Origin of the sequence: Vibrio sp. 10N.222.49.C12 (genome assembly GCF_041475025.1) — a bacterium.
GTDB classification, from domain to species: domain Bacteria; phylum Pseudomonadota; class Gammaproteobacteria; order Enterobacterales; family Vibrionaceae; genus Vibrio; species Vibrio crassostreae_C.
In genome coordinates this window covers 22671-35775 of the sequence record NZ_JBFRVF010000036.1, presented here as the reverse complement: position 1 = coordinate 35775, position 13105 = coordinate 22671, and the positions used below count along the sequence as shown (strand labels likewise).

Sequence of the window (13105 nt, the reverse complement as noted above, 5' to 3'; positions counted from 1 at the left end):
ATTTTTACTTTAATTGGTATCACCCACATATGAACAGCGTTAAGCAGCTTGGTATGGGCTTGGTTGGTCTAATTATCGTAGACGAGAGCATTCCAGTACAGTTTGATGAAGAGCACGCACTGATGCTTAAACATTGGCATATAGATAAGAAAGGCCAATGGAAAGATCTAATGATCCCACGACTCAGTGCTCGTATGGGTACGCCAGGAGAGTGGAGTAGCGTTAATGGAATACATGAGCCTGTCTATGAGTTAAAACAACATGCAACAACCAGGCTACGTATCGCTAATGTCGACAATACGATCACTTACCCTATAGCTGTCGAAGGGGCTGAGGCATGGGTGATTGCCATTGATGGTAACCCTGTAAAAACACCTTATAAGCTGACGCAACATAAAATTGGTCCAGGGATGCGAGTGGATATTGGACTGATAGCACCCAAAGCCGGTGGGCGAGTTAGCGTCCTTCAAATGAAAGGACGCTTTCCTTTCTCTTTGTGTGAGTTCGAGGTTGTAGATTCAACCCTTGTTGAAAATCGCTCTCTGCCTTCTTTACCCCTTAATCCTGTGCCCAATTTAGATTTGGCTAATGCAGAAGAAATCGACTTTTTATTTGAATGGGAAGGGGCGGTTTCTCCAGTATCTAAAGATGGAAAATCTATGCCTAAGTTTTGGCTAACTAATAAACGAGCATGGGAGGGGATGAGCAAAGATAATATCCCTGAACCGTTGGCGACTTTAGAGCTGGGAAAAACCTATATATTCGATCTTAAGAACGTCACTCAATATCATCACCCGATTCACATTCACGGCCATACATTCACTGTATTGGAACTTGATGGGAAGAAAGTTGAAGAACCTTTCCATACTGATACAGTGTTACTTGGAAAAAATGGCCGAGCTAAAGCTGCATTTGTAGCCGACAACCCTGGCCGCTGGATGTATCATTGTCATGTTATAGAACACATGAAAACGGGTTTGATGGGATATATTGAAGTTAAGTGACACCTGTAACGTTTAATATTTGCGCATGCATTCTTAGTTTCTACCCTCGCTTTTATCGGCGTTAAAGCTAGAATATAGGGATTATTGTTTGGGAGGATTCATGGGTCAGTTATCTATTCTAGGTTTTATCGCCATCGGTGGCGCGTTTGGTGCTTGTTCACGTTACTTGATTTCAGAGTTATGCGTTGTGATGTTAGGGCGTGGTTTTCCTTACGGTACGCTGACTGTTAACGTAATTGGCTCTTTGATTATGGGATTGCTCATCGCCGCGTTTGAAAATGAGATGGTTGCGACGGAGCCGTGGAGACAAATTATCGGTCTTGGTTTCCTTGGAGCCCTGACGACATTTTCTACGTTTTCGATGGATAACGTGCTTCTTATGCAGCAGGGCGCTTTCTTTAAGATGGGGCTTAATGTGTTGCTCAACGTGGTTCTCAGTATTTCAGCAGCATGGATCGGCTTCCAACTTTTGATAAAGTCTTAAAACTTTCTTACGATTTGTTAACAACTCGGCTTGGTTTATCCAAGCCGTTTTTATATACTCGATCGAACTTGTCGGAGTGCCATATGGCTGAGACCGTTAACTCGGGATCCGTTGAACCTGATCAGGCTAATACCTGCGAAGGGAACAAGAGTAGATATCTAACTAGAATCCTTCTAGAGATCTATCTCCAGATCACAACTGTATTTCTTACCGTGATCCCTCTTGTAGCATCTAATCCGTCAAGCATTTTTATCCCAATAAATAATGGCTAAAAGCCAAGGAAAAATGCTATGTCGAGTCGTAAACAAGCAAGACTGGAAGCGAAGAATTTCATTGATTCTTTATCCGTACAACCCTATCCAAATTCAAAAAAAGCTTACATCCAAGGATCTCGAGAAGATATCCAAGTCCCTGTGCGAGAAATATCACTCGCAGATAGCCTTGTCGGTGGCACCAAAAAAGAGCCTGTATTCGAACCTAATGTACCCATTCAAGTTTACGATACCTCAGGTGTTTACACAGACCCTACACATCAAATAGACCTGTATAGCGGTCTTCCTAAGTTGCGAGAGCAATGGATTGAAGAGCGTGGTGATACGGAACTGTTAGATGACGTAAGCTCTGTTTACACCAAAGAACGTTTAGAAGATGAAACTCTAGACGACCTTCGCTACGGTAACCTGCCTAGAATTCGTCGCGCAACAGACAACCAATGTGTTACTCAGCTGCACTATGCTCGTCAGGGTATTATCACACCTGAAATGGAGTACATTGCCATACGTGAGAACATGGGACGTCAGAAGTTCGCTGATGAGCAGCTTAACCATCAACACCCTGGCCATAATTTTGGCGCAAACCTACCGAAAGAGATCACCCCTGAATTCGTACGTAAAGAGGTTGCTGAAGGTCGAGCTATTATCCCTTCAAACATTAACCACCCAGAATCAGAACCGATGATTATTGGTCGAAACTTCTTAGTGAAAGTGAACGCCAATATCGGTAACTCTTCAGTAAGTTCTTCGATTGAAGAAGAAGTTGAGAAGCTAGTATGGTCGACTCGCTGGGGTGGCGATACCGTGATGGACCTTTCTACTGGTCGTAATATTCACGAGACTCGCGAATGGATCCTACGTAATAGCCCAGTACCAATTGGTACGGTTCCTATGTATCAAGCGCTTGAAAAAGTGAATGGCGTTGCCGAAGACCTTAACTGGGAAGTGATGCGCGATACCTTGATTGAACAAGCAGAGCAGGGTGTTGATTACTTCACTATTCATGCTGGCTTGTTGCTTCGCTACGTTCCGATGACGGCTAAGCGTGTGACTGGCATTGTTTCTCGTGGTGGTTCTATTATCGCGAAATGGTGTCTTGCTCATCATCAAGAAAGCTTCCTTTATACCCACTTCCGCGAGATCTGTGAGATCTGTGCGAAGTACGATGTTGCTCTGTCATTAGGTGACGGTTTACGCCCGGGCTCAATTGCGGATGCCAATGATGAGGCTCAATTCTCGGAGTTACGTACTCTAGGTGAGTTGACTAAAGTGGCTTGGGAATATGACGTTCAGGTGATCATTGAAGGCCCTGGACATGTACCAATGCACCTGATTAAAGAGAATATGGACGAGCAGTTAGAGCACTGCCATGAAGCGCCTTTCTATACTTTAGGCCCATTGACGACAGATATTGCCCCTGGTTACGACCATATTACCTCTGGTATTGGCGCGGCCATGATTGGTTGGTACGGCTGTGCGATGCTCTGTTATGTAACCCCTAAAGAGCACCTAGGCTTACCAAATAAAGAAGATGTGAAGACTGGCTTGATTACTTACAAGCTAGCAGCACACGCAGCGGACCTCGCTAAAGGGCACCCGGGCGCACAAATCCGAGATAATGCATTATCAAAGGCACGTTTTGAATTCCGTTGGGAAGACCAATTTAATCTAGCTTTAGATCCTGAAACCGCGCGCTCTTTCCATGATGAAACTCTGCCACAAGAGTCGGGCAAGGTTGCTCACTTCTGCTCAATGTGTGGACCTAAATTCTGCTCGATGAAGATTTCTCAAGAAGTTCGAGAGTATGCGAAAGACACCGAACAAGTAGCCGCGGATCAGGCTATCGAGATTAAGATGCTAGATAACCCGTTGGAAGGGATGCGTCAAAAATCACAAGAGTTCCGTGATACTGGCTCTGAACTTTACCACCCTGCAGTCGGTGCAAAAGAAGCTCAATTAGAGGAATAATGACAGTGAAGATTCTCATCCCATCTCAAAATATTGAGTTAACGGGAGAGGTGCAGAACTGTCTATTGGTTGCTAAGCGACAAGGCTTAGCAAGTGATGCGGTTGAGTTGGGTGTAAGCCCAACTCAATACTTCTCTATCGTTGATTCTCAGCAGGCGTTATCTATTGGCTTCGCTCATGATCTTGATTCATTGACGGTGTGTCAGCTAGCAGAACTGAACCATGTTGTTGATTACAGCAATTCAGTCGCGCTAGCTGACGTTTGTGATGCCTTTACACAAACTCCGAATACCATTTATATCGGTGTTTCAGATGATTCAGCTGTACTGGATATCTGGTCACACCTGGATGCTAATCGTGCTATCAAGAGTGACACAACAGCTCATCAGGAGTTAGATAATCGCGGCCACTTTGCTTGGTTACTTACTTTGTTGGCGCTGGAATTCCCATTAGAAGACGCACTAGTTTTAGCTCGCGCAGCGTCCAATGTTTCACGTGGAACATGGCCAGCACATTACCAAAACTTTCCAATTCCAGCTCTTGAAGATCAACGATTGGACATAAGCGTAGGTTGGGCTAACCAAGGGACATCACTTTCTTTTCCTGAGTTGAGTAAGAGTAGCCTCGGTTTATACCCAGTAGTTGATGATGTTGAGTGGATCGAAAGATTGCTCAAGCTTGGAATCAACACTGTCCAACTACGTATTAAGAACCCACAGCAAGCGGATTTAGAACAACAAGTCGCACGATCTATCGATCTTGGTCGTGAGTATAACGCTCAAGTTTTTATCAATGATTACTGGCAGCTTGCACTCAAGCATGACGCTTTTGGTGTTCATTTGGGGCAAGAGGATATTGAAGAATCAAATCTCTCACAGTTGAGCTTTGCGGGTATAAAGATTGGGTTATCGACTCATGGCTATTACGAGTTGCTACGCATTGTTCAGATCAACCCAAGCTATATTGCGCTGGGCCACATCTTCCCAACAACAACTAAACAGATGCCATCAAAGCCTCAGGGTCTAGTTCGTTTATCTCTGTATCAACAGCTGATTGATACTATCCCATACACAGAACAACTCATCGGTTATCCGACGGTCGCTATTGGTGGTATTGACCAATCGACAGCTGAGCAGGTGTGGGATTGTGGGGTGTCGAGTTTGGCGGTTGTTCGTGCGATTACATTAGCGGAAGACCCCAAAAAGGTGATCGAGTTTTTTGAAAAATTGATGAAGCCTAAACCTTCAAATGTTGGTAAAGAGGTTGTGCAGGAGCCTAGCTATGCTGAGTGATTTTGAGTTTATTCGTTATCAACGACAAATTGCGTTACCTGAAGTCGGTGAGCAAGGGCAACGAAATCTATTAAACAGCCATGTGTTAGTGATTGGTTGTGGTGGCTTAGGCAATGCTGCCGCTCTTTACCTTGCGGCTTCGGGTGTCGGAAAGATCGTGTTGGTTGATGATGACTGTGTGGATTCGTCTAACCTGCAACGACAAGTCGCGTTCAAAGAAAGTCAGTTAGGTTCGCCTAAAGTCGAAGCTATGAAGCAACAACTGACTGAGCTCAATAGTCGCAGTCAAGTTAGAACCATCAATCAGCGAATGAGTGACAGTCAGCTTGAACTTGAAGTGATGCTCGCTGATTTGGTGTTGGATTGTACTGACAACTTTGCGTCACGCCAGCAGGTTAACCAAGTGTGTTTCGGCAGCAATACACCTTTGATTTCTGGATCTGCAATCGGTTGGAAAGGCCAGTTTATTGTATTTGATTATCAGAATCAGAAAGGGTGCTATCACTGTTTATTCCCGTTCAGTCACCATCCGCAAACGACACGTTGTAGCGATAGCGGCATCATAGGCCCAGTCGTTGGCACCATAGGCAACCTCCAAGCACTGGCTGCGATTCAACGTATTAGCACTGGCGAGTTCCAAGTTGCAACACATCAGCTCAAACTGTTTGATGGTCAGACGATGAACTGGCAAAACTTAAGTGTCACTCAAGATAGTGAATGCCCCGTTTGCTGCACATCTACAGTTAACTATTTAGAAGAAGAAACCCAATGAGCAACATAACGATCTCTATCAATGAGCAACCAGAACAGGTTGCACAATCGTCGTCTCTAGCGGATATCATCCAAGCGCTTTCATTACCCGATCTGGGCTGTGTCTTTGCTATCAATAATGCGGTTGTCCCGCGTAGTCAGTGGCAACAAACGGTTGTCAATGAAGGCGATGCTATTTCTCTTTTCCAAGCTATTGCAGGAGGCTAACTATGTTAACTATCGCAGATAAAACATTTCAATCACGACTCTTTACTGGAACGGGCAAGTTCGCGAATAAACATTTAATGGCGAGTGCTATCGAAGCTTCCGGTTCTCAACTGGCAACCATGGCGTTGAAGAGAGTTGATATTCGCTCTGAGCAAGATGATATTTTACAGCCCATCATTGATGCTGGCGTGAACTTGTTACCAAATACCTCCGGGGCGAAGAACGCGAAGGATGCCATCTTTGCTGCGCATTTGGCTCGCGAAGCGCTAGGCACAAACTGGCTCAAACTGGAAATTCACCCTGATCCAAAGTACTTGATGCCAGACCCAATTGAGACATTAAAAGCGGCTGAGCAACTGGTTAAAGATGGCTTTGTTGTGTTGCCTTACTGTCATGCTGACCCAGTGTTGTGTAAACGATTGGAAGAGGTGGGTTGTGCTGCGGTTATGCCGCTAGGTGCGCCGATTGGGTCGAACAAAGGTATCGCTTCGGCAGACTTCTTAGAGATCATTATCGACCAAGCGAACGTCCCTGTGATTGTTGACGCTGGTATTGGTGCGCCATCTCATGCTGCTCGTGCAATGGAAATGGGCGCGGATGCCGTGTTAGTTAATACTGCAATTGCGGCTTCTCAACAACCCGTTGATATGGCGATTGCTTTTAAACTGGCAGTTGAAGCTGGCCGTATGGCTTACCTTTCTGGTCTTGCTGGACAGGTGTCTCATGCGGTTGCTTCTAGTCCGCTAACTTCATTCCTAGACGAGTAGTGTCCTTATGACGTTTGTTGATCGATTTAAACAGCTCAACTGGGATGACATTGGTATGTCCATCTTCAGTAAAACGGCAGCGGATGTTGAGCGCGCTCTGAGTAAACCTAAACGCGACTTGGAAGACTTTAAGGCTCTTATCTCTCCGGCAGCAGAACCTTACTTAGAGCAGATGGCGCAACAATCGTTGGCACTCACACGCAAGCGATTCGGCAATACAATGTCGTTGTATATTCCATTGTACCTCTCAAACTTATGTGCGAATGCGTGCACGTATTGTGGTTTCTCAATGGAGAACCGCATTAAGCGTCGCACACTTACTTTAGATGAAATCGATGCTGAAAGTGCCGCTATCAAAAAGATGAAGTTTGATAGTGTATTGTTGGTGACTGGTGAACATGAAACCAAGGTCGGGATGAAGTACTTCCGTGAAGTGCTACCGAATATTAAGGCACAATTTAACTATCTTGCGATGGAAGTGCAGCCGCTTGATCAAGATGACTACGCAGAGCTTAAAACTCTCGGCTTAGATGCGGTGATGGTTTACCAAGAAACGTATAGCCCAAGTACCTACGCGGAACACCACTTGCGTGGCAATAAAATGGATTTTGAATACCGGCTCGAAACGCCCGATCGTTTGGCAAAAGCGGGTATTGATAAGATAGGTATTGGCGCTTTGATTGGCTTGGAAGATTGGCGTACCGACTGTTTCTTCGTGGCCGCTCACTTAGACTATCTTGAGCGTACTTATTGGCAAACACGTTACTCGATTTCATTCCCACGTCTTCGTCCTTGTGAGGGTGGTTTGCAGCCTAAATCGATTATGAGTGATAAACAGTTGGTTCAACTTATCTGTGCGTATCGTTTATTAAACCCTGAGGTTGAATTGTCTCTCTCGACTCGTGAGTCTGCAGCTTTCCGTGACAATGTGTTGCCATTGGGAATCACCAGTATGTCGGCTGCGTCTAAAACCCAGCCTGGTGGTTATGCTTCTGATGAAGAAGAACTCGAGCAATTTGAAATAAGTGATGAGCGAAGTGCTGCCGATGTTGAGTCAATGATTCGTCAACGTGGTTTTGATCCTGTGTGGAGAGACTGGCACAGTGCTTACTCTGGTTAGCGAACACGCAGATTTATGTTCCACGTGAAACATCGACGAAGTTAAATCGACAAATAAAAACGGCTACCCTAAGGTGGCCGTTTTTCATTTCATTAAGTTTGAATTAGCTAAGCATTAAGCATTAAGCATGAGCAAGTGGAGTGGTTGATTGGCGTAACCATTCCAATGTATCACCTTCAACTAATGGGCTAACATCGTTCCATACTTTCTGGTGGTAATCATTAAGCCATGCAAGTTCAGGTCGTGTCAGTAAATCGACGTTGATGTTGCGCTTATCGATAGGGCAACGTGTTAGCGACTCAAACGTTAGTACTGAGAAGTCACCTTGAGTTGGCAGCTCAACCACCAGTTCTAGGTTTTCGATACGGATACCAAATTCATCTGCACGGTAGTAACCCGGCTCGTTTGATAACACCATGCCTTCAACAAGAGGTACATCGATTAGCTTCTTAGAGATGCTTTGCGGACCTTCATGAACACTTAGGAAATGACCAACACCGTGACCAGTACCGTGGTCGTAGTCGAAGCCTTCTGCCCATAAGTGTTGGCGAGCTAGAATATCAAGTTGGAAACCACGAGTACCCTGTGGGAAACGTGCACGCGCGATACCGATGTGACCTTTAAGCGCTAACGTGAACTGCTGGATCATTTCGTCGCTTGGCTGGCCAATCGCGATAGTTCGAGTGATGTCGGTTGTACCATCTAGGTACTGACCGCCTGAATCGACTAGGTAAAGAGTATTCATCTCTAACTGACCTGGTTCAGGTTGGTTCTCGTGGTTGTAGTGACACATTGCTGCGTTGCCGCCTGCTGCTGAAATCGTGTCAAAACTTAGGTCCATCAGCGTTGGGTCTTGTTCGCGGAATGATTGAACTTTGTCTGCTAGCACAGCTTCATTGTGCAGATTACCTTGCGTGACTTCTGCATCAATCCAAGATAGGAACTTCGCCATCGCAACACCATCACGAATGTGACACGCTTTCATGCCGGCAATTTCAGTTGCGTTCTTAGCGGCTTTTGGCATTAAGCATGGGTCTGCTGCTTCAATGATATGAGCACCAGAGTTTTGTAGAACCAGCGTGTACCAAGCGTTACTGGTACCTGAATCGACAGATACATTTTTGCCTTCCAAAGATTGAAGGCGTGCTTCAAGCTCTGATGGGTGAGATACGCGAATACCATTGCCAACGTGTGCTTCAAAGCCCGTAGGAATACGAGCTGGGTCTAGGAAGAAGTCGACGCTTTCATCGGCGTGGATGATCGCATTGGATAACACAACAGGTAGGCGAGATACGTCCAAGCCGCGAATGTTAAGCAACCAACAGATCGAATCGAGTTCCGTAAGGATAGCGGCATCAGCACCTTTGGCTTTTAGTAAGCCAGCAATCTCCGCACGTTTGCTTTCACTTGATTGGCCTACTGCGTCTGTTGCCATTAAGCGAACATCAGATACCACCGGCTCAGGACGATCAGACCAAAGCTCATCAATTGGATTCGAAGATAGTGTTGTTAGTTCAACTTTCTCTGCCAGTTTAGCTTGAGCGCCTTTCAACCAAGCAGCAGTGTGCATGCGTGGGTCGAATGCAACCTTGCCGCCTTGTGCTAGAGAACTGGTGATCCAATCTAAAGCCGGCTCTTCAATAAGGTGGCGATACTCAAATAACTCTGCTGGTACCTGCTTACGAACCTGAACCGTGTAGCGACCATCAACAAAAATAGCAGCGTTCTCACGAGTGATAACTGCCGCACCAGCAGAGCCAGTGAAACCTGTTAACCAGTGAAGTCGCTCGTTATGAGCAGGAACGTATTCACCTAGATATTCGTCTTCATGTGGAATGATAACGGCATCTAGGTTGTTTGTTTCAAGCCAAGCTCGAACCGCAGCAACGCGTTCAGCAGTGATATTGTGCATCTGTGTTTATCCTTATTGTTAGGGTCCTTGTTAACACTCACAGTCGATATACATGCGAGGGGACTTATTAGGTCAATAAGCTAGCGCTTTTGTTCGTTTGCTGCAAACGCTGTACGCCATTTTTATCTAAGGTGCAGAGTTTTTTCTTTGATGATATCTCGTAGCCAAGTTAACGCTGGGTCATTTTCTCTGTCACGGTGCCAAAACAGAGTGTATGCCATCGGTGGGAATTCCATCGGTAAAGGGACAACCACTAAGTCGAGTTGCTTGGCGACGAGGTAAGTAAAGTGGCTTGGTGCAGTAAACACAAAGTCGGTGTAGGTACATAGGCTTGCGGCGCTATTGAAGTCTGGAACAGAAATAGCGATATCACGTTGGTGACCAAGGTCGGCAAGCTTATAGTCGAGCAGCCAACGATCGTTACCATCACATCTTACTTGTACATGACGCTGTGCAAGGTAGGTTTCCAGATCCCATTTGCCATTCAGAGCGGGGTGGTTGCGTCTTAGCACACACATCTGCGCGTCACGGTAGATCTCTTGCTCGCAAATATCATCTGGCGGCAGCATAGTTAAACGTGCGTCGTTGATGTCGATGTCTTTACCTGTGAGTCCGATATCGAGCTCACCGAGCTGCAGCTTCTTAAAGGTTTGCTCGGTCCACGCGTGGGTGTTGATATTGACCTTAGGCGCTTGTCGAAATATTGCTGGTAAGAAGTGCGGAAGAATCAGCGGGTAAACACTCTCAACGGCAGCGATGTGAAAGCTGTGGTCGCTGTTATTGGGAATGAATGTCTCAGGCTGAGTGAGAACATCAAGTTGGTTGATCAACGTTTCTAAGCGAGGCTTAAGGAAAACAGCTTTCGGTGTTGGTCTCAGGCCATGTGCGCTTCGCGTGAAAAGAGGGTCATTAAATTGTTCACGAAGCTTGGCTAACGATTTACTTACAGCCGATTGACTCAGACACAATCGATGTGCGGTGCGCGTGACGCTTAGCTCTTCCATCAGCACCTGCAAGCAAACTAATAGATTGAGGTCGAGGCGCGATAGTTTCTCAATATTCATATGAGTTTCCTATTTGGAATAATTCTAATGAGTATATGCCATTTTTGTTCATATCTTTAGTTGGTTATTATGCACCTAAATTAACTCATTCGGAGAATCTTGTGCCTTCTAACGCGCTTCCAACCCCTAGTAAGCTGCAGGTTGCTTTATTGGCAATGTTGGTTTTATTTAGCCCTCTGGCTATTGATATCTACCTACCAGCTCTGCCACAAATTTCGACAGCGTTTCACGTGGAACATGCACTAGCACAAGATACGATTACCTGGTTTTTATTCGCCATGGGTGTCGGGCAATTATTTGCTGGCCCTTTGGCTGATAAGCTAGGACGTCGAACCGTTGCATTGGGAGGTGTTAGTATCTATGCATTGAGTGCTTGCTTGGCGTGGGCAGCTCAATCGATTGATATGATGCTAATGGCTCGGCTGCTACAAGGCTTAGGAGCTTGTGCGACTTCTGTAGCAGCCTTTGCAACGGTTCGCGATCTATTTGGCCCAGAGAAGAGCGGCCGTATGATCAGCTACCTTAATGGTGCAATCTGTTTTATTCCTGCTTTGGCACCCATTCTTGGCGCTTGGTTAACACATCAATTTGGTTGGCGCTCGAACTTTAGCTTTATGGCAGGCTTTGCTGTCGTTGTTGGCACTATCTTATTCTTCCAAATGAAAGAGTCTAACCCTGCGACAGAAAAGGTTGCGGTATTCAAGCTTGAGCGATACTGGTCGGTATTGAAAACACCGTCATTTATCTTCCATGCCACTTTATGCTTGATGGCGATGGCGGTAATCCTTGCTTACGTTACCTCTGCACCTGTTGTGTTGATGGAAAACCTAGGTTTGACGATGAGCGAATTTACCTTTTGGTTTGGTGTAAACGCGGCAATTAATATCATCGCAGCATTCACAGCGCCGAAGTTTATGGACCGTTTTGGTACCTATAAAGCACTGGTGGTTGGTATCTCGACGCTGGGCTTAGCGGGTGTGATTATGTTGGTGCTTGCTGAGCACGCTACTCCAATCGCGTTCATGCTACCGATCTTCTTATCGTCAGTTGGCTTTGCTTGGATTCTTGGTGCTGCGGCAGGTAAAGCTCTAGAACCTTTCGGTGACCGTGCGGGTACAGCTGCTGCGCTGCTTGGCTTGTTCCAAATGAGCGGTTCAGGGCTTCTTGTGGGTACCATGCAACGTCTTGATTTAACGTCGCAAGTGATGATTGCTCTGCAAATGTTCCTGATTGTTCCTGCGTTATTAGTGCTTGCGAGCAAAGCGGGTAAGTCTTGGCACACGACGTTTGCTAAGGCATAAGTTACAAGGGTGACAAAATATACAAATGGCGGTTTTCGAAACGTTAAAACATGGTATATTTGTCACTCATTGAAACGTTAGTCCCCAACGGAAAATACTGTAATGTCATTAACAACCTACGAAATGGCGCGCGTCTTAGAACAAATGGAAGATGCACCTGAAAAGGTCATGTTTGGTAAACTGCTTAAAGAGCTAGGCAACCAAAGTGAAGAGCGTATTCGCAGTGCGGCAAAACAAGTTCCAATCGATACTTTGCGAGATATCATTTACCAATTTCAGCGTGTGGTAGAGTCTCGTAAGGGTGAGCAGGTTCAGCTATTGGCAAAAGAACTTGCAGAGCAAGGCATCTCTGCTGAAGAGCTACAAGCTTTTCTAAATAAGTAAGCTTATCCCAGTTAAAAAAGAAACCACTCAATTGAGTGGTTTCTTGCGTTTGGGCTGTAGCATTTAGCTTTAGCAGTTCAAAAGAGGTGAAAACTTATTTTAATTCCTGAACTGCGCTTTCAAAACTCTATCAAGTGAGAATGGTCCTGCGCCCCACACGACAACGATAAGAATCATTAACCCCCAAAGCTGATGATCGTAGAAGCCTTGATCCCACAATACAGGGTAAGACACGACAGCAATGATATTGAAAACGAACAACACCGCAGCCATAGGTCGTGTTAATAAACCGAGCGCTAAAAACATCGGTAGAATTAACTCAGCGGCAGTGCCCATGTAAGCAGCCAATTCCCAAGGTAGCAGTGGCACTTGGTATTCCAATTCAAACAAGTAAAGCGTGCTATCCCAAGTAGCTATCTTGGTGAGTCCAGAATTAAAGAATACCCACGCCACCCAAAGGCGACAAAATAGTAGAAGCACTGGAACAAAAAGTGCCTGTGATTTCTCAATCAAACTGTCGTATTGAGCCATCATGTTCGTGACTGTGTTGTTATCCATG

At 45.6% G+C, this 13105-nt stretch carries 13 protein-coding genes and 1 riboswitch; of the genes, 10 read left to right on the top strand and 3 right to left on the bottom strand.

Features of this window, described 5'->3' with window-relative positions; translation table 11 throughout:
* The 8 genes from AB4583_RS12895 to thiH form a co-directional block, all read left to right on the top strand.
* Positions 1 to 1004, top strand: a 1004-nt coding sequence (locus AB4583_RS12895) for a multicopper oxidase family protein (protein ID WP_372117585.1), incomplete at its 5' end; no start/stop codon positions are given.
* A 100-nt stretch (positions 1005 to 1104) separates the two neighbouring features.
* Positions 1105 to 1488, top strand: coding sequence for a fluoride efflux transporter CrcB (crcB, locus tag AB4583_RS12890; protein WP_004736665.1), 384 nt, complete (start codon positions 1105 to 1107; stop codon positions 1486 to 1488).
* A 62-nt stretch (positions 1489 to 1550) separates the two neighbouring features.
* Positions 1551 to 1649, top strand: a riboswitch (TPP riboswitch).
* A 129-nt stretch (positions 1650 to 1778) separates the two neighbouring features.
* On the top strand, positions 1779 to 3728 hold the full coding sequence (gene thiC, locus AB4583_RS12885) for a phosphomethylpyrimidine synthase ThiC (protein ID WP_372117583.1): 1950 nt from the start codon (positions 1779 to 1781) through the stop codon (positions 3726 to 3728).
* A complete protein-coding gene (locus AB4583_RS12880) occupies positions 3728 to 5020 on the top strand; it encodes a thiamine phosphate synthase (RefSeq protein WP_017069599.1) in 1293 nt (430 codons plus the stop codon). Before thiC ends, AB4583_RS12880 begins: the two co-directional genes overlap by 1 nt.
* Positions 5010 to 5792 (top strand): ThiF family adenylyltransferase, encoded by a 783-nt coding sequence (locus AB4583_RS12875; protein WP_372052318.1) that lies wholly within the window; start codon positions 5010 to 5012, stop codon positions 5790 to 5792. Before AB4583_RS12880 ends, AB4583_RS12875 begins: the two co-directional genes overlap by 11 nt.
* Positions 5789 to 5998: a sulfur carrier protein ThiS gene (thiS, locus tag AB4583_RS12870; RefSeq protein WP_048610390.1), complete on the top strand. Its 210-nt coding sequence runs from the start codon at positions 5789 to 5791 to the stop codon at positions 5996 to 5998. Before AB4583_RS12875 ends, thiS begins: the two co-directional genes overlap by 4 nt.
* Before the next feature lie 2 nt (positions 5999 to 6000).
* Positions 6001 to 6765 (top strand): thiazole synthase, encoded by a 765-nt coding sequence (locus AB4583_RS12865; RefSeq protein ID WP_017067772.1) that lies wholly within the window; start codon positions 6001 to 6003, stop codon positions 6763 to 6765.
* Between the two features lie 7 nt (positions 6766 to 6772).
* Positions 6773 to 7885 carry a 2-iminoacetate synthase ThiH gene (gene thiH, locus AB4583_RS12860; protein WP_017061318.1) on the top strand — a complete coding sequence of 371 codons (1113 nt, stop codon included), beginning with the start codon at positions 6773 to 6775 and terminating at the stop codon, positions 7883 to 7885.
* A 121-nt stretch (positions 7886 to 8006) separates the two neighbouring features.
* On the opposite strand, the gene AB4583_RS12855 is transcribed toward thiH, so the two are convergent.
* Entirely contained in the window at positions 8007 to 9797 is a 1791-nt protein-coding gene (locus tag AB4583_RS12855; RefSeq protein ID WP_372117578.1) for an aminopeptidase P family protein, read from the bottom strand.
* A gap of 122 nt (positions 9798 to 9919) precedes the next feature.
* Positions 9920 to 10861, bottom strand: coding sequence for a LysR substrate-binding domain-containing protein (locus tag AB4583_RS12850; protein ID WP_017061320.1), 942 nt, complete (start codon positions 10859 to 10861; stop codon positions 9920 to 9922).
* Between the two features lie 101 nt (positions 10862 to 10962).
* Here AB4583_RS12850 and AB4583_RS12845 point away from each other — a divergent pair, with 101 nt between their 5' ends.
* Positions 10963 to 12162 carry a multidrug effflux MFS transporter gene (locus AB4583_RS12845; RefSeq protein WP_029235644.1) on the top strand — a complete coding sequence of 400 codons (1200 nt, stop codon included), beginning with the start codon at positions 10963 to 10965 and terminating at the stop codon, positions 12160 to 12162.
* A 102-nt stretch (positions 12163 to 12264) separates the two neighbouring features.
* Positions 12265 to 12546: a hypothetical protein gene (locus AB4583_RS12840; RefSeq protein ID WP_009848181.1), complete on the top strand. Its 282-nt coding sequence runs from the start codon at positions 12265 to 12267 to the stop codon at positions 12544 to 12546.
* Between the two features lie 99 nt (positions 12547 to 12645).
* Here the strand turns inward: AB4583_RS12840 and AB4583_RS12835 are convergent, their stop codons facing one another.
* Positions 12646 to 13104 (bottom strand): DoxX family protein, encoded by a 459-nt coding sequence (locus tag AB4583_RS12835; RefSeq protein WP_017061322.1) that lies wholly within the window; start codon positions 13102 to 13104, stop codon positions 12646 to 12648.
* Position 13105 lies beyond the last annotated feature (1 nt).